The 23,160-nt window shown below is 62.6% G+C and carries 17 protein-coding genes and 1 tRNA gene; 9 read left to right on the forward strand and 9 right to left on the reverse strand.

The features are described 5' to 3' along the window. Positions 1 to 107: 107 nt before the first annotated feature. From crgA to CIMIT_RS00200, 8 genes are read right to left on the reverse strand one after another with little or no spacing between them, the layout of a single operon-like run. Positions 108 to 380, reverse strand: a complete 273-nt coding sequence (gene crgA / locus CIMIT_RS00165) for a cell division protein CrgA (protein WP_038587493.1) — start codon at positions 378 to 380, stop codon at positions 108 to 110. A 38-nt stretch (positions 381 to 418) separates the two neighbouring features. After that, positions 419 to 2,527 carry a Stk1 family PASTA domain-containing Ser/Thr kinase gene (gene pknB / locus CIMIT_RS00170; RefSeq protein ID WP_084674381.1) on the reverse strand — a complete coding sequence of 703 codons (2,109 nt, stop codon included), beginning with the start codon at positions 2,525 to 2,527 and terminating at the stop codon, positions 419 to 421. Beyond that, positions 2,527 to 4,080, reverse strand: coding sequence for a serine/threonine-protein kinase (locus tag CIMIT_RS00175; protein ID WP_051904666.1), 1,554 nt, complete (start codon positions 4,078 to 4,080; stop codon positions 2,527 to 2,529). Before CIMIT_RS00175 ends, pknB begins: the two co-directional genes overlap by 1 nt. Before the next feature lie 49 nt (positions 4,081 to 4,129). After that, the gene (locus tag CIMIT_RS00180; RefSeq protein WP_038587496.1) at positions 4,130 to 5,593 is read right to left on the reverse strand and encodes a penicillin-binding transpeptidase domain-containing protein; all 1,464 of its coding nucleotides are present in this window, start codon (positions 5,591 to 5,593) and stop codon (positions 4,130 to 4,132) included. Beyond that, positions 5,590 to 6,954, reverse strand: coding sequence for an FtsW/RodA/SpoVE family cell cycle protein (locus tag CIMIT_RS00185; protein ID WP_038587499.1), 1,365 nt, complete (start codon positions 6,952 to 6,954; stop codon positions 5,590 to 5,592). Before CIMIT_RS00185 ends, CIMIT_RS00180 begins: the two co-directional genes overlap by 4 nt. A 1-nt stretch (position 6,955) precedes the next feature. Next, positions 6,956 to 8,299, reverse strand: coding sequence for a PP2C family protein-serine/threonine phosphatase (locus tag CIMIT_RS00190; protein ID WP_038587502.1), 1,344 nt, complete (start codon positions 8,297 to 8,299; stop codon positions 6,956 to 6,958). Beyond that, positions 8,296 to 8,745, reverse strand: coding sequence for an FHA domain-containing protein FhaB/FipA (locus CIMIT_RS00195; protein ID WP_038587505.1), 450 nt, complete (start codon positions 8,743 to 8,745; stop codon positions 8,296 to 8,298). Before CIMIT_RS00195 ends, CIMIT_RS00190 begins: the two co-directional genes overlap by 4 nt. A 25-nt stretch (positions 8,746 to 8,770) precedes the next feature. After that, on the reverse strand, positions 8,771 to 9,670 hold the full coding sequence (locus CIMIT_RS00200) for a DUF3662 and FHA domain-containing protein (RefSeq protein WP_038587508.1): 900 nt from the start codon (positions 9,668 to 9,670) through the stop codon (positions 8,771 to 8,773). Between the two features lie 169 nt (positions 9,671 to 9,839). On the opposite strand from CIMIT_RS00200, the gene CIMIT_RS00205 reads away from it, so the two are divergent. The 7 genes from CIMIT_RS00205 (at position 9,840) to CIMIT_RS00240 (ending at position 17,075) form a co-directional block, all read left to right on the forward strand. Further along, positions 9,840 to 9,923 (forward strand) — tRNA-Leu (locus tag CIMIT_RS00205). Positions 9,924 to 10,162: 239 nt separating this feature from the next. Further along, complete coding sequence (locus CIMIT_RS00210) at positions 10,163 to 10,813, forward strand: biliverdin-producing heme oxygenase (protein ID WP_038587510.1); 651 nt, start codon at positions 10,163 to 10,165, stop codon at positions 10,811 to 10,813. 671 nt (positions 10,814 to 11,484) lie between these two features. Beyond that, a complete protein-coding gene (locus CIMIT_RS00220) occupies positions 11,485 to 13,272 on the forward strand; it encodes an HtaA domain-containing protein (RefSeq protein WP_268870442.1) in 1,788 nt (595 codons plus the stop codon). A 10-nt stretch (positions 13,273 to 13,282) separates the two neighbouring features. Next, positions 13,283 to 14,356, forward strand: a complete 1,074-nt coding sequence (locus tag CIMIT_RS00225) for a heme/hemin ABC transporter substrate-binding protein (RefSeq protein ID WP_038587518.1) — start codon at positions 13,283 to 13,285, stop codon at positions 14,354 to 14,356. After that, entirely contained in the window at positions 14,353 to 15,396 is a 1,044-nt protein-coding gene (locus CIMIT_RS00230) for a FecCD family ABC transporter permease (RefSeq protein ID WP_038587521.1), read from the forward strand. The genes CIMIT_RS00225 and CIMIT_RS00230 overlap by 4 nt, the downstream gene beginning before the upstream one ends. Continuing rightward, positions 15,393 to 16,166: a heme ABC transporter ATP-binding protein gene (locus CIMIT_RS00235; protein ID WP_038587524.1), complete on the forward strand. Its 774-nt coding sequence runs from the start codon at positions 15,393 to 15,395 to the stop codon at positions 16,164 to 16,166. Before CIMIT_RS00230 ends, CIMIT_RS00235 begins: the two co-directional genes overlap by 4 nt. A gap of 111 nt (positions 16,167 to 16,277) precedes the next feature. After that, positions 16,278 to 17,075: an HtaA domain-containing protein gene (locus CIMIT_RS00240; RefSeq protein WP_038587527.1), complete on the forward strand. Its 798-nt coding sequence runs from the start codon at positions 16,278 to 16,280 to the stop codon at positions 17,073 to 17,075. Between the two features lie 526 nt (positions 17,076 to 17,601). Here the strand turns inward: CIMIT_RS00240 and CIMIT_RS00245 are convergent. Next, complete coding sequence (locus CIMIT_RS00245) at positions 17,602 to 18,714, reverse strand: FAD-dependent monooxygenase (protein WP_038587530.1); 1,113 nt, start codon at positions 18,712 to 18,714, stop codon at positions 17,602 to 17,604. Positions 18,715 to 19,540: 826 nt separating this feature from the next. On the opposite strand from CIMIT_RS00245, the gene CIMIT_RS00250 reads away from it, so the two are divergent. Both CIMIT_RS00250 and CIMIT_RS00255 read left to right on the forward strand, forming a co-directional pair. Next, a complete protein-coding gene (locus tag CIMIT_RS00250) occupies positions 19,541 to 22,315 on the forward strand; it encodes an SdrD B-like domain-containing protein (RefSeq protein ID WP_236620830.1) in 2,775 nt (924 codons plus the stop codon). A gap of 130 nt (positions 22,316 to 22,445) precedes the next feature. Continuing rightward, positions 22,446 to 23,156, forward strand: a complete 711-nt coding sequence (locus CIMIT_RS00255) for an NUDIX hydrolase (RefSeq protein WP_038587537.1) — start codon at positions 22,446 to 22,448, stop codon at positions 23,154 to 23,156. Positions 23,157 to 23,160: the final 4 nt, after the last annotated feature.

The following is a 23,160-nucleotide window of genomic DNA, read 5'->3' on the forward strand; positions in this document are numbered from 1 at the left end:
CTTGCGCAATAGAAAGCTAAGGAATTGGTGATAACTCACATAAATTATGAGCAGCAAAAAGGGCGGGCACCCAACGGGTACCCGCCTTGAAAAGCCAGCGCGAAACGCTAGCGCCAGCCCATCGTCATGAGCAGGCCGACGATCATGCCGGCGAAGCCGATGGCGTAGTTCCAGGGCCCGAGCTCGGCGAGCAGCGGGATCTGGTCGGCGGCCAGGTAGAAGACGATGATCCAGGCCAGGCCGAGCAGCATCAGGCCAAACATGATCACCTTGTACCAGGTCGGTGTGCCGCCAGTGTTGATCTTCACCGGGGTGCGCGTGGCGGTGCTTGAGGCGGTGGTGACGGGCTGTGCGTCCTTCGTGACTTTTGCTTTAGGCATTTGCTTCGTCGCTTTCTACTGGGGGATATAGGCCCGTGTTACAGGCCGATTCCGCGGAGCGCGTCGCCCAGCGGGCGCCCATTGGCGTTCTGACCCGCTACTTTACCAGGCTGCGGCCCCGCCGCATTATTCCTTAAGGGGTTGAGCTCGCCGGCGTCGAACTCCCAGAGGTTGTAGCCGATGGCCTGGTCCTTGCGGATCAGCTCGCCGACCGGCGTGCCTTGGTGGCCGATCAGGCCGGCGTCGACCATCGCCCCGGTGGGCACGGTGGGCCCTGCGACGAGGCGTCCGTTCCACCCGGCGTCGCGCAGCTTCTGGTCGGCCTCGTTGACGTCCATGCGGGTGATCTGCGGCATCGGCATGAGCATCCCGTTGGAGACGCGCAGCTCAACCGTGGTGCCGGTCTCGACCTCGGTGTTCTCGCCGGCCACGGCGATCACTTCGCCGTCGGGGCGCTCGGAGTCGATGCGGGTGACGGTGGCGCGCAGGTCCAGCTGCGACAGGGTCGCGGTCGCCTGGTTGACGTTCAGGCCCACCAGGGAGGGCACCTCCACCTTCTCGCGTCCGGTGGACACGGTGATGGTGACCTTGCTGCCCTTGGACAGCTGCGAACCGGCCGCCGGGTGCTGGGAGATGATCACGCCCTCGGGCACGTTCTCGGAAGCCTCGCGGCGGATGTCCTCGTTGAGCTCTAGGCCCGCTTCCTCGAGGGCGGCCTGCGCTTCCTGGGGGTCCATGTCGGTGAGGTCCGGCACGTCGGTGACTTCCTTGCCGCTGGACACGTTCAGCGTGATCAGGGTGCCGTGCTGCAGTTCGGAGCCCGCGGCCGGGTTGGTGCTAATCACGTCGCCGCGTTTGAAGTCGGGGCTCGGCTCGTCGCTTACCGCGACCTGGAAGCCTAAGCCCTCGAGTTCGGCGATTGCCTCGTCGCGTGGCTTACCGGCGACATCCGGCACCTTCACCATCGACTCTTCGACCTTGCTGTTGTCTCCGTTCCCGTCGGGGGAGAAGTAGGAGTAGGCCAGCCAGGAGGCGGCGGCGAGCAGGATCACGCCGAGCAGTGCCGCGACCCACTTCATCCAGGAAGAAGAGCGCTTCTCGTGCGAGCGGCGGTGATCCTCGTAGCGCGTGGTGCCCTGCGGGCGCGCGGCGACGGCGGGGGCAGGGGCGGGCACTGGCTGGCCCGTCACCACGGTGTTGTCAGCGGCGTGCGCGCCCTGCTGGTCGCGCTCCGCGGCGGCAAGGTAGGTGCGGGCAGCGTGGGTGACGCTACCGCGCTCCAAAAGTGCGAGGTCCTCGCCCATTTCGGTCGCTGTCTGGTAGCGGTCGGCCGGGTGCTTCGCCATAGCGGTGAGGATGACGGAGTCCAAGTTGACGGCCTCGTTGTCGGTCAGCGCCGCGTTGGCGCCGGCGGCTTGCGCCTGAGTGCGGCCGAGATCGGCGAGCCGCTCGCTCGGCGGCTGCGGATCCTCCTGGACGTGCATGTAGGCCACGCCGAAGGGCGACTCGCTCTCAAAGGGCGGGGTGGAGGTGACCATCTCGTACATCACGCAGCCGAGCGCGTAGATGTCGGAGCGGTTATCCACCGACTTGCCGCGCGCCTGCTCCGGGGAGAGGTACTGCGCGGTGCCGATCACGGCCGAGGTCTGCGTGTGGACGGAGGAGGAATCGTCGACCGCGCGGGCGATGCCAAAGTCCATCACCTTCACTTCGCCGGTGTTGGTGACCATGATGTTGGCCGGCTTGATGTCGCGGTGGATAATGCCCGCGTCGTGGCTGGCCTGCAGCGCCTTGGCCACCGGCCCGAGCAGGGCGGCGGCGCGCTGCGGGGCAAGGGGGCCTTCCTCGCGGATGATGTCGCGCAGGTTGCGGCCGGTGAGCCGCTCCATCACGATGAAGGGCACGTCCACGCCCTCGACGGCTTCCGCGCCCGTGTCGTAGACGGCCACGATGTTGGGGTGGTTCAGCCGCGCCGAGTTCTGCGCCTCCATGCGGAAACGCTCGCGGAAGTTCTCGTCGCGCGCCATGTCCATCTTGAGCATCTTGAGCGCGACGGTGCGCCCCAGCACCGTGTCGGTGGCCTCGTAGACGTCGCTCATGCCGCCGGTGCCGATGACGTCACCGAGCTCGTAGCGATTCGCGATCATCATTGCCCGTTACCTCCGAGGATCTCTTCCAAGTTAGGCAATTCTATCCCACCAGCCCCATCACCGGTCCCGCCAGGCTGGGTGGGGGCGGTGGGCTGGTTCGGTTCACCGGTGGGCTCCTGCGCGGAGCTCGGCGGCACCTGGGTCGGCTGCGCGGAGCTGGGCACCTCGCGGGTGGGCTGCTCGGGCTGCGGGGTGTTTTCCTCGCTAAAAGTCAAGGTCGCGGGCTCTTCCACCTCGCGGGTCACCGTCTCGCGCCTGCGGGTAACCGTCTCCGGCTCATCCTCTTCCTCGCTGGGCGTGGACTCCACGGTTTCGGTCTGTGTGATCACGCTCGGCTGCGTCGGCGTCGAAGACTTCGCTCCGCCGCGCAGACCGTCAAGCACACCGCTGGTCGCCGCCCACGCGGCGATACCGCCGACGAGCAGCAGGGCAAGCAGCCCGGCCACGATCGGCCCGGCCTTCGAGCGCTTCTTCTCCTCTTGCTGGGCGAGCTGTCCTTCCCGGTAGCCGCCGGCGCGGGAGGAGGCGGGTGCGGGAGGGGCAGGTTGGCGTCGAGAAGCGACGGCCCGGGCGGCGGAAGGCGGGTAGGCGCCGGCGGGGCGGGTGGTGCGCTCCTCGGCGACATCGGCGAGCATCTGGGTCGACTCGGTGGGCGAGGGCTCGGTGGCGATGACCGCAGTCTGGCCGCCTGGCTGGGCGGGGCGCAGACCCTGGCGGACCTGCTCGACGGCGAGCTGGAACTCGTTGCCGTCGCGGAAGCGCTGGCGGGGGTCCTTGCGCAGGGCGATCTCGATGAGCTCGCGCGCCGGGGCAGACACGGAAATCGGTAGCGCGGGCGGCTCGGCGGACACGTGCGCGAGCGCGACGGAAACGGAGGAATCGCCGGTAAACGGGCGTGCGCCGGCGAGCATCTCGTAGCCGACGACGCCGAGCGAGTAGACGTCGGAAGCCGCGGTGACCTTCATGCCTTGGGCCTGCTCCGGCGAGACGTACTGCGCGGTGCCCACCACCATGCCGGTGCGGGTCAGCGGCACGGCGGCCGCCGCCTTGGCGATGCCGAAGTCCGTGATCTTGATCTGCCCATTTTGGGTGATCATGAGGTTGCCGGGCTTGATGTCGCGGTGGACCAGCCCCATGCGGTGAATCACGGCCAGGCCGTGGGCGGCCTGCTCGAGCACGTCGAGCGCGAGTTCCTCGCTGAGTGCGCCCTCGCGCTTGATCAGGTCGGCGAGCGACTCGCCGCGGATGTACTCCATGACGATGAAGCACATCGCCGCACCGCTCGTCGATTCCAGCTCGCGGTAGTCGTAGGTAGCCACCACGTTGGGCGAGTTGATGCCTTCGGCGGCGAGCGCCTCGTTGCGGAAGCGGGCGAGGAATTCGTCGTTGGAGCTGAACTCGGGGCGCAGCACCTTGAGCGCGACTTCCCGGTCGTTTTCCGGGTCGTCCGCGAGCCACACGGTGGACATGCCGCCGTGCCCGATCACCCATTGCAGCTGGTAATCGTCGCCGATGAGCTTCTGTAGTTCTTCGCGGTTCTCAGTGTTCATCGTTCGTGTCCTTCGTCTGCTTCATGCTTGTCGACGCCCCGTGTACCCATCATTGTGCCGACTCCCCATCCGCCGGCGCAGCCGGTGCCGCGCGCAAGACCGCGCGCCCCAGCGGGCCGGAGACCTGCCCACCGGTTGCCCCGGCACCGGAGTGCCCGCCGTTTTTCACCACCACGCCCACGGCCACGTCCTTGGCCGGGTCGAAGGCCACGTACCACACGTGCGGGGCCGCGCCCTCGGCGTGCTCGGCGGTACCCGTCTTGGAGGCGAATCCGTTGCCGTCGTAGCCCCAGGTGGCGCGCTCGGAGGCGAACATGAGGTTGGTCAGCGTGTCCGCCTCCTCAGGGGTGAGCGCCTCCGCGAGCTGCTTCGGCTTGGTCTCTTTGACCGTGCGTAGATCCGGGGTGACCACGCGGTTGACCACATACGGGCGCATGCGCTTGCCCTCGTTGGCCACCACGCCCGCCATCACGGCGGCCTGCAGCGCGGTCATCGTGACGTCGCGCTGGCCGATGGCGGATTGGCCCAGCTCGGCCGCGCCGGGAATCTCGCCTAAGGAACCGGCGGCGTTGGGTACGCCCAGCTCCATGAGTTCGTAGCGCTCGCCGATCCCGAAGTCCGCGGCCGCCTTGCGCAGCGGGTCGGCACCCATGTTCAGCGCCATCTGCACGAACGCGGTGTTGCAGGACAGGGAGAACGCCGTGGTCAGCGTGACCTGCCCGCCGCCGGCGCACGCCTGGCCGCCGTAGTTGGTCAGCGGTACGTTTGTGCCCGGCAGCGTGATCTGTGCATCCCCTGTTAGCGGGGAGTCCGGCGTGTAGCCGTTGCGCAAGGCGGCTGCGGTGGTGATGATCTTGAAGATCGAACCGGGCGGTAGCTGGTCCTGTGCCGCGTGGTTGAGCAGCGGCTGCTTCGGGTCGTTGTTCAGCTGGCCCCAGGCCTCGGCCGCGGTGGCGGGCGAGGAGATGCTGTTCGGGTCGAAAGACGGCGTCGACGCCATGGCAAGCACCTGGCCGGACGACGGCCGCAGCGCGACGATCGCGCCGTCGTAGTTGTTGTTGGAAAGCTGCTCGTAGGCAAAGGCCTGCAGGTTCGGATCCAGCGAAAGCTCGACCGTGTTGCCCACCCGGTCCTGCTCGAGGCCCGTGCGGGTAAAGCGCGAGTTGGAGCCCTTGCCGTCGCCATTGAGTTCGGCATTAAAGGTGGACTCCAGCTGGGAGGTGCCGAACTGGTCGGAGACGTAGCCCACCACCGGCCCAAACGAGTAGGGCATGTTGGGGTAAGCACGCTGGTAGAAACCGGTGGCCTCGTCGCGGTAGGACTCGGCGAGTACCTGCCCACCGGCGTTGATCTGGCCGCGGTTGACCTGCTTCAGCTCCATGAAAGTGCGTGAGTTGCGCGAATCTTGCGCGTACTCCTCTTCGCGGAAGCCCTGCACCACGGTGAAGTGGACCAGCAGGGCGACGATGAGCAGCAGCGAGAGGATGGCGCCGCGGCGGATAGTGGTATTCATCGTGCGGGTGCCACCTCCGCCTGATACGCCTGGTTACCGGAGGCGACGGCCGATGCGTCGTACTCGGTAGGCGAGTTCGCGCCGTGCGAAATGCGCAGCAGAAGCCCCACCAGGATGTAGTTGGCCATAATCGACGAGCCACCCGCGGACATAAAGGGCGTAGTCAGCCCCGTCATCGGCATCATGGAGGAAATGCCGCCGGCGACCACGAAAATCTGAATGGCCAGCGTCAGCGACAGCCCCGAGGCCAACAGCTTGCCGTAGGTGTCGTGGACCTGCATCGCGGCGCGGAAACCCCGGGTGATCAGGATGGCAAAAAGGCACAGCACGGCAGCCACGCCAAAGAAGCCGAGCTCCTCACCCAAAGCAGCCAGGATGTAGTCCGAATGCGCCACGGGCACCAACTCCGGGTGGCCGTAGCCTAAACCGGTGCCGGTCATGCCGCCCCAGCTCAGGCTAATCAGCGCGTTGGCGGGCTGGTTGCCGATTCCCTCGAAGTCGGAGAACGGGTCGATGAAGTTCGCCACGCGGTCCTGAATCTTCGAGCTGATCTGGTAGACGGTGTAGCCGCCGATGGCCACCAGGCCCAACCCGATGACCAGCCAGGAAGTGCGCCCGGTGGCGAAGTAGACCATGCCCAGCACGGTGGCAAAGAGCAGCAGCGCCGGTCCGAAGTCGTTGGAGATGGCCATAATCAGGATGGCGATCGCCCACACCATGAGGATCGGGGCGAGGTCGCGCAGGCGGGGAAACGTCAAGCCCAAAAAGCGTTTGCCGGCCACGGTAAACAGGCTGCGCTTCATGGCGAGCAGCTGCGCGAAAAAGATGAGCAGCAAGATCTTGGAAAACTCGCCGGGCTGGATCGAGAAGGGCCCGAGCCACAGCCAGATGCGGGCATCCGCGTATCCCTCCGGCTGCGGCCACACCAGCGGCAGCGCCAAAAGGACCAGTCCGGTCAGGCCGAGCAGGTAGGAGTAGCGCGACAGCGCCTTGTGGTCGCGCACGATCATCAGCGTGAGCACCATGAGCACCACACCGACCAGCGACCACAACACCTGGCGCTCCGCCAGCGGGCCGTAGCCGGGGCGCTCGGCCAGGTCGAGCCGGTAGATCAGCACCAGCCCAATCGCGTTGAGCAGCGAGACGACCGGCAGCATCACCTGGTCGGCGCGCGGGGCGAGCAGTGAGATCGCAACGTGCGCGATGGCGTAGACACCTACGAAGCCGCCGACCAGGTAGAGCATGTCCGTCGACAGCGTGCGCCCCTGGCTCAGTTCCAGACTGAAGAGCATCAGCAGCAGTAGGCCCGCGGAGCACAGCAGGAGGAAAAGCTCGAGGTTGCGGGAGAGAATCTTCTTCACGCTAGCTCACCTTCCTGCATTCCTCGGTGTCTTTTTCGTCCTTGTCCACGCACACCGGCAGGGCCTCGTCGGCCATGCGGTTGAGCAGGCCGAGCACCTCGTCGTAGGAGCCGCCGCTGAAGTTCTCCGCCACGGAGTGCTGGCTTGCCGGCAGGTCGTCCTGGCTGAAGACGTTGCAGCCGTCCGGGACGGTCGTAGAAGAGACGATGCGCAGGTTGTTCTTCTCGTCGATGCAGGCCTGCTGCACCGGCGAGTGCGACTTCTGCGAACCGTGCTCGATTAGGTAGTTGCCGTCTGCGTCGGTGGTAATGAAGTACTGGTCGTTGTCGCGCTGGTTCACCCACCACAGTCCGCCGGCAACCAACGCGATCGCGATGACGAGGGCGGCGACTACCCACGGCCAACGAGTGGCACCTCGCGGGTGATCCTCCTCGTCAGAGTCCTCACCGGCGTCACCGGAGTCGCTCTCAGAGTTGCTGGACCGGTTCTGGTTCGGCGGTATGGTTTCGGACTTGCGCATGATCGCCGCGGCGCGGCTGGCTGAGGAGTCCGGGTGGGACTGCTCGTAGCCCGGGGCGAGTGCGCCGGCCAGGGCTGGGGTAGAAGGCAGCTCGGGAACGTCTTCGCCCTCGTCGTCGACGACATCGGCCACCACCACGGTGATGTTGTCCGGCCCGCCTGAGCGCAGCGCGAGCTCGATGAGCCGCTGCGAGGCGATCTGAGGGGTGCCCTGCGCCAGCGCCACCTCGATGGTCTCGGTGCTGACCGGGTCCGACAGGCCGTCGGAGCACAGCAGCAGGCGGTCGCCCGGCTCGATTTCCACCATCTGCAGGTGGGGCTCAACCTGGCGTCCGGTGTACGCCTTCAGAATCAACGACTTCTGCGGGTGGCTGGACACGTCTTCTGGCTCCAGCTTGCCCTCGTTGACTAGGGACTGGACGAAGGTGTCGTCTTCGGTGATTTGGGTCAACGCCCCGTCGCGAAGCAGGTAGCCCCGCGAATCACCGACATGGATCAGGCCCAGCGCCTCGCCGTTGAACATCAGGGCGGTCAGGGTCGTGCCCATGCCCGCCTGCTCCGGGTGGTTAGCCACAGACTCCGCGATCGACGCGTTCGCGTCATCCGCGGCGGCACCGAGCAACGCGAGGATATCGGCATCGCCTGGGTCACGGTCGAGGTGCTCCATGTGCTCGACCATCAGCTGCGAGGCGACCTCGCCCGCAGCGTGGCCGCCCATGCCATCGGCGAGCACGAGCAAGTGCGGGCCCGCGTACGCCGAGTCCTCGTTATTGCCGCGGACCAGGCCGCGGTCGGATGCAGCGACGAAGTTTAGGCGCAAACTCATGGCATCAACCTCACAATCGTGCGTCCCATCTTTATATCCGTGCCCACAGACACCCTTTCCGGCTGGTCAATACGCATGCCGTTGACAAACGTGCCGTTGCGCGAATCCATGTCCTCGATGAACCACTCGCTGCCGCGACGGAAGAGGCGCGCGTGCGTCGAGGAGGCGAAATCATCGCCGAGCTGGAAATCATTGTCGCCTGCCCGACCAATAGTTAAGTCCTCCAGGCTGGCAATTTCCATGTGGGAGCCTTTGAGTGGCCCCTCAACTACCGCAAGCTCGCGTGCCTTCTCGCGACGCACCGGCGCCGCGCTGGTCGTCTGCCTGCGCACTGTGCCCGCCGCCTTGACCACGTCCTTGCGCTGGACCCACAGCACCAGCAGGATGAACACCCACACCAGGGCAAGCAGGCCGAAGCGCGCGCTGAGAATGACAGCGGAATCCATGAGGCTCCTTTACTTACTTGGCGGCTTAGGGGCGGAAGAACTCGGTGCGCGGGTGCGCGTCGATCTGCGCCTCTTCGACGTCCGCGGGCTGCGGGGCGGCTGCCTCTGCAGCACGGGCCAGCGGCTCGACAATGCGGACTTCGATGTGGGAGTGGCCGAGGGTGATCACGTCGCCGTCGGCAAGCATCCAGTTCTCCACGGGCTCCTCATTGACGGTGGTGCCATTGGTGGACTGCAGATCCACCAGCACAGCCACCTCGCCGTCCCAGGTGATCTCCGCGTGCTGGCGGGACACGCCCGTATCCGGCAGGCGGAAGTCCGCGTCATTGGAGCGGCCCAAAATGTTCGACCCCTCATGCACCAGATAGGTGCGCGAAGACCCGTCCTGCAGCAGCAGGCTTACCGTGGGCGTACCACTCGTCGGCTGCGCTGCGTTCGGCTCATTCATGTGATCCTCCTGATCCTTGTGATCTTTAGGAACCCGGGCGTGACGGTGCTTCTTCTTCGGCTCCGCCACGATCGCGTCGAAGCCACTGACCACGTCAGGCTCCTGGTCGATATACGACGACACGCGCAACTGGCCCGTCCGCAACCCGGATTCCTCAGCGATACGCACCACGGGCGGCCCATCCAGGAACCACCCCAGGTTGCGCACGTACCGCATGAGCTGCTCGGCGAGGTCCGCGGGCAAGTCACGATGCTGCGACAGGTTCTCTAAATCCTTCGAAGACACGCCCACCGCAAACACGTTTGGCGAGACGTACTCATCCATGTCGGTGACCACCACGGAGTCTTGCGCCTCCTGCTTCACCAACTCTTCAATCTCCGCCGGCACAACCTTGCCGCCGAACAGCGCCGCCATGGAATTATCCAGGCCACGCTGCATCGACGAGTCCAGCTTTGCCAGCCGATCCATCACGCCCATGCTGCCCGCACCTCCTTCCCAGCTGCTCAATTGCTTCTCACTGATGTCCTTTAACCAAGCAAGTATAAATGCGCCGGGGCCACGCGCCTAGTTCAAAACGCGAAAACGCGGGCTGACGTGGCGATTTGGTGGTTCGTTGGAGTGTGGTGTTATATTAATCAAGTCGCCCGCCCGGGTGGCGGAATTGGCAGACGCGCTGGCTTCAGGTGCCAGTGATCGCAAGATCGTGGGGGTTCAAGTCCCCCCCCGGGCACAAACCGAAAGGCCCCGCGAGAGCGGGGCCTTTTTGCTTGCTGTGGGGGTTAAACGGGGGGGGGGACCCTTCATTCAGCTCTGAGGCGTGAGGTGTGCTGTGCAATCAGGCCTAAGTGTGTTACATATCACAACGAGAGATGAGGAAAATCAACCTTTCGTCTAATTGAAGTTAGGCAAGGCTCGCCTTACTCTTTACGGAAAATCATTCATCTTCCAAGGAGTAGAAAATTGACAGCCATGTTGCCGACAGCTCGCGAGCAGCTCTCCACCTCTCTTAAAAATCAGACCGCAGAGGCCCACACCAGCGCAGAAAACTCTCAATTTATGGCTCACCTCAGTCGCGGCAAGCTAGACCGCAACGCAGTGGCCCAACTAACCGTGCAATACCTCCACATCTATTCAGCCCTTGAGGCCGCTGTGCGCCGGGCTTGCGATCACCCCGCTGTGGCGCTCATCGCAGACAAGCGTCTTGAGCGAGTTGAAGCGATCACGCAGGACCTCACCTCCATGCTGGGTGAGAGCTGGCGCGAGGTGGAACCACTCGCTGCCACTGCCCGCTACGTCGCAGAATTAGAGGCGATCGGCCCTGACAATGGCCCAGAGGTGGTCGCACACCACTACGTTCGCTACCTTGGCGACATTGCCGGCGGCCAGGTGCTTGCGCGCGTGTTCCGCGAAGCGTACGAGCTACCAGGAGAGGCGCTCCACTTCTACGACTTCTCCGCCATTGGCAAGATTCCCCCATACCGCGCACAGTACAAAGCAGCCCTTGACGCAATGCAGCTTGGCGAAGAGGAGCGTGTGCGCCTTATCAATACCGCGAAGCGCGCGTTCGACCTAAACCAGGCCGTGTTTCAGGACCTCGCCAAAGCGCGTCAGCTAGCGTAGCTGGCGGGTCTGGCAGGGCGATCTACATACGCGATCGCCCCCCAGATGCACCCCGCGGACACTAGCGCCGTCACAATTCCACTTGTAAACGTGTAGTTTGCCGGCACCAAGAACAACGTCAGGGCTGCCAGCAACGTGATGAGAGACCACACCACACCCAGCACTAGTCCGGCGCGCCTACCCGCCCCTTCTTCCGCGTGGCGGCGAGCCGGAAGCGCCGCGAGTCCATACAGAACGGCGACCATAACAATGGCAGCCGGGAATGCCACCCATACATTGCCGGTAGCGCCACCGAATGCGATAACTCCAGTTATGAGCGCCAGCAGGGCCTTTTCCCAGTTTGCAAAGCGTGGCTGATGTCGACCCCCTTCCTCCGGCAAGGATTCATCTTGCACGACCGGAATGAAGTCCGTTGCAGGCTCGTACGTTGTTTCCATCAAGACACCCCTTTGTTAGGTAACGCTAGCCTTAGTTAGCTAAGGTTAGTCTATCCATGATCAGCCTTGAACTAAACCTGCCGAGGTCCTATGAACTCCCGACAAATCTGCGCCGCCGTAGTTGCCTCTAGCTTCTTCACCCTTTCCGCAGTCACGTGCAGTCCCGCCTTTTTGCCTGACCCGCTGGCCCATGCTCAATCCGCTGCTACACACAGAACAGTTACCGCAGGATCAATGAATTGGGGTGTGCGCGAATCATTCCGGAAATACGTCGAAACAGGCGTAGCAAAAGGTTCAATTTCTACTAGCGGCGGTGCGACGAACAGCGGCTCTGGGTTCACCTTCCCACTGGAGTCCTCAGCGATCAGCTCTTCGACTTCCGGGCAGGTCAATTTCTCCGGCGAGGTGCACTTCTACGGACACAACGGCGCTCTTGACATGCTGCTGAGCAACCCCGTCATTGTTGTCAACGGCACGCAGGCGGAGCTGCGCGTAGATTACGCCTCCCGCAAGTACGAGGGGGTGGATAAAACTGGCGCAATCCGCGAAGGTCGCCAGGAAGTGCTGGCTGCCATCGCGCTGAGCCAAGCTCCTGACTTCGCCGCGTCGCAAACCACCATCGCCGGCACGGTGTCGCTGACCTCGAGTGGAGCCGAAATCTTCGGTGGTTTCTACGAGGCTGGTGAGACACTCGACCCAATCAGCATTGAGCTTTCGCTTGACGACGCCAACGGCCCCGCCCCCACCCCCCAACACTCCCTGGGCGCACCCCCCGGCGGGCAGACTGGGACATCCCCCGGGGGTGGGACGGGCGCCACTCGCTCACAAGCGACCTCCGGCCCCGCGAGCCTGCTCGGCGACATCAACGACACGCTCATCGAGGTCAATGGCCTTCTAGTTAACACCGATAACGTCCTCAAAAACGGCGAGTCCCTATACAACCGAGCTAACCCGGCAGCACAAGCACGGCAGACCCAGCAAGCGCCACAGACAGCTCCGTCACCACAGACTCAGCAGGGATCGCAGGCTCAGCAGGCACCAAAACAACAAGCTTCACAGGCTGGGCAGGCAAGCCAAAGCGGACAGTCTGGGCAAGCTAAGCAAGCACCGCAAACGCAACAAGCAAGACAGGCCGAGTTGGCAACAGGAGGCGCATGTAGTGCGTCAACGTCAAAGGGTGTTACGAGCGCTGAGGCGACGTGGGGGGTACGGCAGTCGTTCCGTACCTATATCCGTGGCAACATTGCAAAAGGCGCTTGGGAGCTGAAGGGGGTTGGGGACAACGGCACGTCCTTCACCTTCAATGGAAACGCGGGGGCGGTGGATCCTTCGACGCGTTCTGGCACCATCCTGCTCCCCGGCAGCATCCGCTTCACTGGCCACAATGGTGTACTGGACACGCGTTTTTCTAACCTAGAGATCCAGTTCAGTGGCAATACCGGGCAGCTTGTTGTTAATGCTTCCTCAAATAATACGGATGGTAAACGGAATGATTACGGCCGTATTGCCATTGCCACCCTCAATTTCACCGACCTGAGTGTTTCTGATTCAGCGGCATCGGGTACGGCTACAGCGACCCTGACTGATGTCGGCGCAGAAGCCTTCGGTCAGTTTTACCCAGCAGGCGACCCACTGGACCCAGTGAGCTTCACGGCCCAACTCGGCGGCTCTAGTAACTGTGCCGAGGGCCAAGGGGACAGCAGCTCCGCAGCTGCAACCGGCAAGGGCGGCACCTCCAACAGTGCAGAAAAGCTCCGTGGTGGCGGCGGTACTGGGGGCAACGCGGCGAGCACTACAGCCAACACTGCAGCTGGGGCTAGCGTGCTTGACGAGGTCGAAGATGTCGAAACCGCTGTTTCAGCCGAGCAACCGCAGGGCGGACAATTCCAAATCAAAAACGGAGCCAGCGATTTTGGTAGCGGCAACGGCTGGGATGATGCTGCGCTGGCCAAGTTTCTCTTGCTTGCCGCCTCCGTGATCGGGGCTGGCGGAGCACTCACCAGGTTCGTCATCACCGTTTAGGAGCATTCTCATGAACTTCACTAGGAAATTTGCCGCACGAGCATTGGCCGCTGCGCTAGCGATCACATTGCCACTAAGCGGTTGTGCGGCGTGGGATAACCCAATGCAGATGGAAACGCAGCAACTCGTGGATTCTCTCGAAGCTGCCGGCGACCCGCACCAGGCCCAAGGCGTTGCCACGGTGACTGAGATCTCTGAAGTAGAGCCAGTAGACGCGTCTCGTCAAAATGCTCTTCCGGTGGAGCTAACAGACGCAGACGGCTACGACGTTACCGTCACCGACACTTCCCGGATCCTGGCCCTAGATATCTACGGCACGTACACGAAGACGCTGCGTGGGGTTGGCCTTGGGGACAATATTGTGGGGAGGACGGTGAGTTCGGCGGAGGCGTCGTTAAGCCATCTGCCCGTGGTGACCGAAAATGGTCACTCCCTCAATGTTGAAGCAATCCTGAATCTGCGCCCAACCCTGGTCATCGTGGATCATTCCGTTGGCCCGAGCGAGGCAATCGACCAGATCCGCGCTGCCGGAGTAACCACAGTAGTGATGGAGCCGAACCGGTCGATGGCGTCTATGAGTGAAGACATCATCAACGTCGCGACGGTAGTTGGTGAGCCTGAGGCTGGCCGCCTTTTGGCGGAGCGTAGCCAGCGTGAGGTCGACGAGGCTTTGTCCGCAATTGCTGCGGTGAAGCCGGATGTCCCGCTGCGCATGTCTTTCCTGTATGCCCGCGGAACCGGCGGGGTGTTTTACCTGCTTGGTGGCGAAGACGGCACTCAAGACTTGATTGAGGCGCTCGGCGGCGTGGATGTGAACACGGAGTACGGTATCGGTGCCTCTTCCCCCGCCAGCCCTGAGGCTCTTGCAGAGGTCAACCCGGAGGTGTTCGTGATGATGAACAGCGGGTTGCAATCCACAGGCGACGTCGAAGGCCTTCTCCAACGTCCTGGGGTTGCGCAGACAACCGCAGGCAAAAACAAGCGGGTACTAGCGTTACCTGATGGTGACTCGCTCGCCTTCGGCCCCCAGACTGGTGAAATGCTGCTGCGCGCCGCCCATGCCCTGTACGGGGAGGGGGAGTGAGTTCCAAGCTCTCGACCTTCCAGGCCCGACGCCGCGGTCGCGTCATTCTATTTATTGCCACTTCTGCACTATTGGTGGCCACCACCCTGGCTTCCATCTTGGTCGGCCAGTTCGATCTCGCACCTGGCGAACTCTGGCCAATCATCACCGCCGGACCAATGTCCGCCACCTCCCTCGATGCATCCGTGGTATGGCAGATTCGCTTACCCCGTCTAGTGCTTGGCCTGTTTGTCGGCGCTGCCTTAGGCGTCGGCGGTGCACTTATGCAGGCGGTGTTTGCCAACCCGCTCGCCGAGCCAAGCGTGATTGGTGTCAGCTCCGGTGCAGGCGTCGGCGCGGCAGCAGCAATCGTGTTCGGCGCAAGTACCTTTGGCACGATTACGGTGCCGGTTTTCGCGTTTGCCTCTGGGACTTTGGCGACTGCGGTTGTATACCGACTCTCCCGCTCTGGAGGAAAGGTCCGCGTATTGAACCTGATCCTGGTCGGTATTGCCGCAAACGCCATCTGTGGCGCGACGATTGCACTTTTGACGTTCATGGCTCCGACGACTGCCCGCGAGCAAATCATCTTCTGGCAGATGGGCACCCTGGCTGGGGCAAGCTGGGCTCAAACCGGCACGGTTGTAGCAATAGTCGTCGCCACACTGATGCTGGCGGTCTTGCTTGGCCGCAAGCTGGATATTCTTGCGCTTGGAGACCAGGCCGCGAGTCACGTAGGCATCAACGTCCCGCGACTACGAATGACGGCGATTGTGCTGTCCACTCTGCTCACCGCCGCCGCAGTATCCTTTGCAGGTCTGATTGGGTTCGTTGGTCTTGTGGTTCCGCATATTGTGCGCACTGCCGTCGGCCCTTCGAATGCTGTGCTGCTACCTGCTTCTGCGCTCGGCGGCGCGCTACTGATTGGTGCTGGAGATATCTTTGCCCGCACCGTCATCCCCTTCGCGGATCTGCCGATTGGCATCTTTACAGCTCTCATCGGCGGGCCCACCTTCTTCTTCCTGCTTCGGCAGATGTTGCGAAAGAACCACGATCTATGAGTGTCCATGCGCACGGCGTGACCGTAATAAAACAGGGTCGCACTATTGTTAACGACGTATCCATGCATGCTCGGTCAGGCGAAGTCACAGGCCTTATCGGCCCGAACGGTGCCGGTAAGTCTACGCTCTTGGCAGCACTCTCCGGAGACATTGCCGTGGCTGCGGGGCGTGTGGAGGTAGGCGGCAACGACGTCGCAAGTAGCTCGGCTCAAGAGTTGGCTCGTACCCGAGCAGTAATGCTGCAGGACGTTGGCGTGGCGTTTTCTTTCCTTGTCAGGGATGTCGTCGAAATGGGACGTCACCCCTGGGGAACCAGCGACAAGGATCCTGAGATTGTAGATGCCGCGCTTTCAACCACCGGCATGACGCATCTCCAGGATCGAGAAGTGGTGACGCTTTCCGGTGGTGAGCGTGCGCGCGTAGCCTTTGCACGCGTGCTCGCACAGCAAACACCAGTGGTGTTTCTTGATGAGCCAACAGCGGCCATGGATGTGCGCTTCCAGGAACAGACGATGGGCATAGTCCGCGGTCTTGCAGCCCAAGGCGTCGCCGTCGTTGTGGTGCTGCACGACCTGCAGCTTGCAGCACGCTATTGCGACAGGGTGGTGTGCCTGAAGTCAGGTGAGGTAGCCGCTACAGGTCCTGTCGAGGAGGTCTACTCAAACGACGTACTCAGCGGCGTCTACGACTGGCCGATTTCGGTCTCGAGTATGGACGGACGCGTGTTTGTTACACCAGCCGAGGCCTCTAGCCCGGTGCCTCCCAGATAAGCGCAATACTCCCCTAATCACCCCCACAGCTTGCAAAGGGTAGCCTAACCTGATTATGGTAAGGCAAACCTAATTGGTTGTCTTCGTTCTGAATTTTCGAAAGGAATTAGGATGTCCCGTACCTCCTCTCTGGCGCTCGTCACCGCTGCCGCCGTCACCTCCACCGCACTTTTCGCCCCCGCCGCTTCCGCCGCCGAGACCCCGGAACTTCTGTCCGGCAACGTAACCTGGAACATCAAGGAATCCTTCCTGCGCTACGTACAGAATCCTTTTGTTGGAAGCACCATCACTGCTTCCGATGGAGCCGAGAAGGTCGAGGCAGAAGGCAAGGTTGTTGATTTCAAACTGCCGGTCAACGCAGCAGACTCTGCCTTCAACGACAAGGGTGAGGGCACCATCGATCTGGACGGTGCAATCCGCATCGAAGGCCACAAGGGTGCCATGGACATCCAAATGTCCGACTTCAAGATCGTGATCAATGGCAACAAGGGCCATTTGCAGGCAGACTACGTACGCAAGGGCGCTAAGCCGGATGCTGATATGGATGATGCCAAGAATGACGACAAGCCGATCGTTGAGTTCGACGTCAAGGAGTCGCTTGTTCCCACGGCTGGGGGAAAGAAGGAGATTATCTTCACCCCAACCGCAATGACTGAGTCCGGCGTAGACATCTTCGGCTCGAGCTATAAGCTAGGTGTGCCGATGGAGGACAGCAAGGTCGGTGTCTCCCTTGACTTTAAGAACGCTGAAACGCCAGCTAACCCAAACCCCTCTGACCAGAACGGCTCCACCTCTCCGGCTGCTATCGGCGGCATTGTGGTGGCTGTCCTCGCCGTCCTCGGCGGCCTGGCGTTTGCAACGACCCTGCCCCAAATCCAGGCTATGCTTGGCCAGTTCCTTCCGCACTAATGCAACGCTTAATTGCAACTAGCGCCGCAATCTCCGTTGTACTGACGCTTGGCACTCCGGCATCGGCCACTGCCGAGAAACACCCCACGCCAGGGGCGAGCTCCATAGCTACCATGTCATCAACGGAGAAAGGTTCACCGGCAGCGAATGCAACTCACACGGTTGCGTTTGTGATTTCTACAATCGGCCTAGTACTGGCACTTGCAGCACTGACGCAAGGAGTGGCAAACATCCTCCGCCTCACAACGCCGCCAGCAAACCTGATTCAGCGCTGAGCCCCAATAAGCCGCCCGTCTCGGACGACACAGATTTTGCGGTCCCTCATCTGTCTGCCGAGGCGGGAATCTTGATATACCTAAACGGGGGGTTGTGGGGCCAACCCCGTGAAAAATTCCACATATGACCATTTGGCGACCTGGGGAACGGGGACACGCCCTTCTTCCCCCGATGCGTACATTTTCACGGCCCGCGGCAACACGAGGGCCTCGTTGCTCGCGCGGTGCCGTTCTATTTGGAGGCACCCCGGTCACATCTCCGGCATCTCCCACGCAGTCACCACTTGCACCTGCCTGTTGGTTACCGCATCCGGCACGTGCTTGAGTATCCAGTTGCGTGCGGTGGCCATACGCTTGCCGCCGGTATGTAATGCCCGTCCGATCAGCCGTGACTGGCGCGCAATCTGTTGGCTGCGGCGGCGCCGGTGGGCGTCGTATGCAGCAAAGTCCGTTATCCCTGCGCGCAGCAGCTGAGCGAGGACTGCGGCGTCTTCCAAACCCTGGCACGCGCCCTGCCCAAGATTCGGCGTCATGGCGTGCGCCGCATCCCCGATCAGCACGACCTTCTCGTTGTGGTAGCTCGGGAGCGGTTTCGCCAACTCGTGGATGGGCAGGTACTGGATCGACTCCTCCGGGGTAGCGCGCAGCAGTTCAGGGATTGGGTCGTGCCACTGCCCGAAGGTCGCGTGTAGTTGGTGCAGGGCTTGGGTTCCCGGCTGTGCCTCTGGGCCGGAGGTGACGGCGAACCAGTAGGTGTGGCCGTCGTGAAGCGGGACTGCCCCGAAGCGGGCACGCGTGCCCCAGGTCTCGAACCCGGCGTCAAGCGTTATCCCTTCGGTGATTGCGCGCCACGTGTTGTAGCCGGCGTAGGTCATGCCGGGATCGTCGAAGCAGGTGGCGCGTACCGCGCTGCGGATCCCGTCCGCGCCCACCACGACGTCGAAGCGCTCTTCGCGGCCGTCGGCAAAGGCGACCGTGCCAGCCTGCTTGTCGACGCCCACCGCTTCCGCCGAGGTGTGGACGCGCGAACCTGGGATGTCTGCGAGGAGGAGCGAGTGGAGCGTGGTGCGATCGAGCGCGAGCGAGGCGCGCGTGACCTCCGGGGAGATGCGGGTGAGCCAATCGCCACGCGGGCTACGGATTCCGCCCTGCAACGGGTTTTGGCGTTGCTGCAGCGTGCGGAAGTCCGCACCTATTCCTAAGGCGTCGAGGGCGGCAAGACCGTTCGGCGCAAGCGTGATGCCGGCGCCGCCGCTGCGGATTTGCGCGTGCTCTTCGTAAACCTGCACGTCCATGCCGCTGCGGTGCAGTGCCGCCCCCAGCGCAAGGCCGGAGATACCAGCGCCGATGATGCCTATCCTCATGGGCTACGAGCCTAGTGGTGGTGGAGTGGGGTCTGCGGCCGCGGACTTTTCACGCGGGAGGCAGTTTGCATGGAAGTTGTGCGCGGCTACCCAATCAATATTTGGAGATACAAAGCAGTAGCAATTGCAAAAATGAATGAAAACATATCGTGCTGCGGTGATGGAATGTCGATGTAAGGAAGTCGTATGTGTTGGTATCGATAGCGCTCAAGGTGACACCGCCGTATAGTATGTGATATCCCTGGCCCCACGCTGTGCCTATTCCGGTCTCCGAGTCGGGGAGGTAATACAACATTTCGCTCAAAAGTTGGAGGTCAATATGAGCGAGGCAGAAATGTCGAGAAAGAAGCGGGTGCGGAGGAGCATCTCCGCGATCGTGGGCGCAGTGGCGCTGGTGTGCGGGAGCGTCGCGGTGCCACAAGCAAACGCGTACATTCAGGATGACACCCTGGTCAATCAGCATGGTGATGACCTTGGCGCGAAGCCTTCTGCATCTATCACCCTCGATTTGGAATCAGACAGTGTGCATGCCGGGCAAAAGACCAATGCGTTAATCCGAGTCGATTCCGAAGCTCCGTTTCCATATGCAGGAGGCGGGGGGTATGGAAAGTCTGATGTCACTGCATTGCTGTTGGAGATCCAAATAGATCCTCGGCTGAAAATTCCCTTGAGTGCTTCCTCTATCGATCAGACCGCTTTCAAATGGTCGGATGGAAAGGAGCGGACCCCATTCGATGTGAAGGCAGATGCGGCGCAGAACGCAATCCTCATTGAGTTTGCGGGCAACGACCTTGGTGCTGCACCTGGTTTTGAACTTTCGCTTCCAGTGACTGTTGCGGAAGGGCTGGATCCGGGCACGAAGCTTGACGTTGCGGTGGCAACTGAAGCGAATATTCGCCCGACGCTTGACTGGACGTACGGCACCTTCAAAATGCCACTCGACAATGAAATAACGGACGAGCAGGAGCGTGGCTGCTACCGGCCAATGACCGGAGAGTTTTCCTTCATTAATCCTGGCAGATACGGAACTTGGCTCACAGACATTTGGCTGGGTACCAATGCGGACTATCAGCTCATGGGAGCTCCGGAAGTGCAAGTTCTTGCACCGGGTGGCGAAGACTACACAGCACACGTATTCCGCAGCCCTGCTGATCCTAGAGTGACCGACAACCCTGCCGGTAGACCAGAACGTCTGCCTGTACATGAGCAGGATAACCGCTGGCTGCGACGCTATGAGTGGAAGTGGAATGATAATTCCATGGCCGGTGACACGTGGATTCCGGAAGGGGCAAAGGTCATTGTGAAACAGAACGTGCACTCCGCGAACTGTAGCTTTGATCCATCCACTGAGAGGTTTGCTGCTTGGATAGAGTCCCGGAATGCACCACTGTTTAACCAGGACATTGCGAGGGCGCAGATTACCGTCGCAGACCCGGTTGAAGAGCCTGAGCCCACTACCTCCACGACGACGGAGACCACCACCGAAACCACCACTACCACCGAGACTTCGACGACCACCGCAGCAACGACCACGGTGACGCCGACGGAGACTGCCTCCACGGTTACGACGACGCTGACAAAGACCGCCCCGGCGGTCACGACTACGCCGACTGAAACGGCCCCGGCGGTGACTACCACGTCAACGGAGACGGAGTCGGAAACGACCACGACCACCGCGACCTCCACTGAGACTGAAACCGCGACAGAAACCACGACTGCCACTGTCACTGAAACTGAGGACTGCGATTGCGAGCCGACCACGGTGACGGAGACGACCACGGTGAAGGAGCCCGTTCCTACCACCGAGCAGGTCACCACCACTGAGAAGGCACCGGAGCGTGGCACGATCGGCGACCGCGTGTGGCTGGATGAGAACGGTGACGGCAAGGAGGACCCGGGCGAGAAGACCGGTGTCCCCGGCGTCACGGTGGTCATTACTGACAAGGACGGCAACGAGATCGCCCGCACCGTGACGGACGAGGACGGCAACTGGAAGGCTGAGGTTGCTCCGGGTGAGTACACCGTCACTTACAAGCCGGGCAATTACGTCGCTAGCGACGAGCGTCTCATCGAGCGCACCGTGAAGATTGAGCCGGGCGAAGAGAACTTCGACATTGATCTCGGCGTGCTGCCGGGCGGTGCCATCGGCGACCGCGTCTGGAATGACGAAAACGGCGACGGCGTGCAGGACGAGGACGAGAAGGGCGTGCCGAACGTCATCGTTGAGGTCTCCCGCGAGGGCGAGCCGACCCGTACGACCTACACGGATGAGCAGGGTAGCTGGCGTATCGACGGCCTGACCCCGGGTGTGGATTACGAGATCCGCTTTATCAAGCCGGAGGGCTGGGAAGTCACCGGCAAGGTGCCGGGCGCGACCGACGAGGAGGGCCTGGTTGCAAAGGCAACCCTGAAGCCCAAGGAGTACAACGACACCTATGACCTGGGTCTGAAGGCCGTGAAGCCGGATTGCGACTGCGAGCCGGAAACCCCGGGGACCATCGGTGACCGTGTGTGGCTCGACGAGAACGGTGACGGCAAGGAAGATCCGGGCGAGAAGACCGGCATTCCGGGCGTGACTGTCGTTGTTACGGATCAGGACGGCAACGAGGTCACCCGCACCGTGACGGACGAGGACGGCAACTGGAAGGTTGACGTCACCCCGGGCGAGTACACCGTGGAGTACCTGCCGGGCGATCACACCCCGTCGGATCCGAGCCAGGTCAAGCGCACCGTCACGATCGAGAAGGGCGAGAAGCGTCTCGACGTTGACTTGGGCGTCCTGCCGAAGGGCACCGTTGGCGATCGCGTCTGGAACGACAAGAACGGCGATGGTGTGCAGGACGAGGACGAGAAGGGTCTTTCCGACGTCACCGTGCAGGTCATTCGCGACGGCGAGCCGACCCGCACCACCACGACTGATAAGGACGGCAACTGGTTCATCGAGGGACTCGTCCCGAACAAGGAGTACGAGGTCCGCTTTATCAAGCCGGAAGGCTGGGAAGTCACCGGCAAGGTGCCGGGCGCAACCGACGAGGAGGGCCTGATTTCCAAGGTCACCCTGAAGCCGGGCGAGCGCAACGATTCCTACGACCTTGGCCTGCGCAAGACCAAGAAGATCGTGGAGGAGGAGCCGACGGTGCCGGCCACCCCGACTCCGGGCGTGCCGTCCGCGCCCGGCGATGTGCTGGGCCGCTGCGCGGCCAACGCGGTTGCCTCGCCGATCCTCTACCTGGTGCCGGTGGCGCTGCTCGCAGCGGTCGGCGGCCAGGTGGGCGCGCCGTACATGGACGTGATCAACCAGCAGGTTGCGCAGATCAACGCTGAGATCCAGGCGCAGTTCAGCCGCAGCACCCCGGACTGGGGCACTGGCAACCGTGGCAACGACAATGACCAGTTCGGCGAGCTGCGCGCGCAGATCGACGCCGCGAACCGCCAGCTGCAGCAGCTCGCAGCCGACCCGAACGTCCGCCAGGTCGGCACCATCGCCGCCGCGATCCTGGGCGTAGCTGCCCTGGGTGGCGTGCTCTACGACTGGTGCTCGAACGAGAAAGGTGAGGCCTTTACCTCGCTGAAGGGCTCGTCTGCTGGCAAGCAGGACTAACCCCTTCCTTCCCAAACCGGCCCGGTGCGCAATGCACCGGGCCGGTTTTGCGTGAAACCAGTGCTTGCCCGGACCCCGCGCCTCGCCTAAGCTCACTTAAAGTCATTATGACTATAAGTAAGGAGGGCGCATGTTCGGCTTGCAGCGGCTCAACGTGGCCGAGCGCCAGAGGCTCGGGCCGATGGTGGCGGTGTCCACAGTCGCGTTTGCGCTGCACAACCCGACTGGAACACCCACCGAACTCCACGCCGATGCCGGGCTGTGGATCCCGCTTGTGCGCCGCGTGCGCGACCCGTTTTACGGTGCGTGGGCGCTGCCCGGCGGGCCCACGCAGTGGAACCAGACGTTGGGCGAAACCGCGCGCGAGACGCTCGTTGCGGCCAGTGGTGCCACGCCGAACTACCTGGAGCAGCTCTACGCCTTCGGGTCGGTGGAGCGCTCCGCGGACGCGCAGCGCATGGTCACCATCGCGTACTGGGCGCAGTTTCGACCCCAGGATTTCGCTGGCACCGAGCTTCCCGACGACCCCAACATCGCCTGGTGGAACACGCGCGAGCTGCCGGAGCTGGCCTTCGACCACGCGGAGATTATCCGCGCCGGGATCACGCGCCTGCAAAAGCGCGCGGAGCAAACCCTGATCGCCCACCGCTTCCTCGACGAGTCCTTTACCCTCACGCAGTTGCGCCGGGTGCACGAGGCGATCGGGGGGAAGGGGCTGGATCCGGCGAATTTTCGTCGGCAAGCATTGGCGAGCGGAGAGCTCGAGGCCACCGGCACCACAGAAGCCGGCACCAAGCACCGGCCGGCGAAGTACTACAGATTCATTAGCGAGAAAGAGTAAGAAC

This window comes from Corynebacterium imitans (genome assembly GCF_000739455.1).
GTDB classification, from domain to species: Bacteria; Actinomycetota; Actinomycetes; order Mycobacteriales; family Mycobacteriaceae; genus Corynebacterium; species Corynebacterium imitans.

What these genes read in the sequence shown, in the direction of transcription:
- crgA (WP_038587493.1), bottom strand. Translation starts at nt 380, where the DNA reads ATGCCTAAAGCAAAAGTCACGAAGGACGCACAGCCCGTCACCACCGCC.
- pknB (WP_084674381.1), bottom strand. Translation starts at nt 2,527, where the DNA reads ATGATCGCGAATCGCTACGAGCTCGGTGACGTCATCGGCACCGGCGGC.
- CIMIT_RS00175 (WP_051904666.1), bottom strand. Translation starts at nt 4,080, where the DNA reads ATGAACACTGAGAACCGCGAAGAACTACAGAAGCTCATCGGCGACGAT.
- CIMIT_RS00180 (WP_038587496.1), bottom strand. Translation starts at nt 5,593, where the DNA reads ATGAATACCACTATCCGCCGCGGCGCCATCCTCTCGCTGCTGCTCATC.
- CIMIT_RS00190 (WP_038587502.1), bottom strand. Translation starts at nt 8,299, where the DNA reads ATGAGTTTGCGCCTAAACTTCGTCGCTGCATCCGACCGCGGCCTGGTC.
- CIMIT_RS00195 (WP_038587505.1), bottom strand. Translation starts at nt 8,745, where the DNA reads ATGGATTCCGCTGTCATTCTCAGCGCGCGCTTCGGCCTGCTTGCCCTG.
- CIMIT_RS00200 (WP_038587508.1), bottom strand. Translation starts at nt 9,670, where the DNA reads ATGGGCGTGATGGATCGGCTGGCAAAGCTGGACTCGTCGATGCAGCGT.
- CIMIT_RS00210 (WP_038587510.1), top strand. Translation starts at nt 10,163, where the DNA reads ATGTTGCCGACAGCTCGCGAGCAGCTCTCCACCTCTCTTAAAAATCAG.
- CIMIT_RS00220 (WP_268870442.1), top strand. Translation starts at nt 11,485, where the DNA reads ATGAATTGGGGTGTGCGCGAATCATTCCGGAAATACGTCGAAACAGGC.
- CIMIT_RS00225 (WP_038587518.1), top strand. Translation starts at nt 13,283, where the DNA reads ATGAACTTCACTAGGAAATTTGCCGCACGAGCATTGGCCGCTGCGCTA.
- CIMIT_RS00235 (WP_038587524.1), top strand. Translation starts at nt 15,393, where the DNA reads ATGAGTGTCCATGCGCACGGCGTGACCGTAATAAAACAGGGTCGCACT.
- CIMIT_RS00240 (WP_038587527.1), top strand. Translation starts at nt 16,278, where the DNA reads ATGTCCCGTACCTCCTCTCTGGCGCTCGTCACCGCTGCCGCCGTCACC.
- CIMIT_RS00245 (WP_038587530.1), bottom strand. Translation starts at nt 18,714, where the DNA reads ATGAGGATAGGCATCATCGGCGCTGGTATCTCCGGCCTTGCGCTGGGG.
- CIMIT_RS00255 (WP_038587537.1), top strand. Translation starts at nt 22,446, where the DNA reads ATGTTCGGCTTGCAGCGGCTCAACGTGGCCGAGCGCCAGAGGCTCGGG.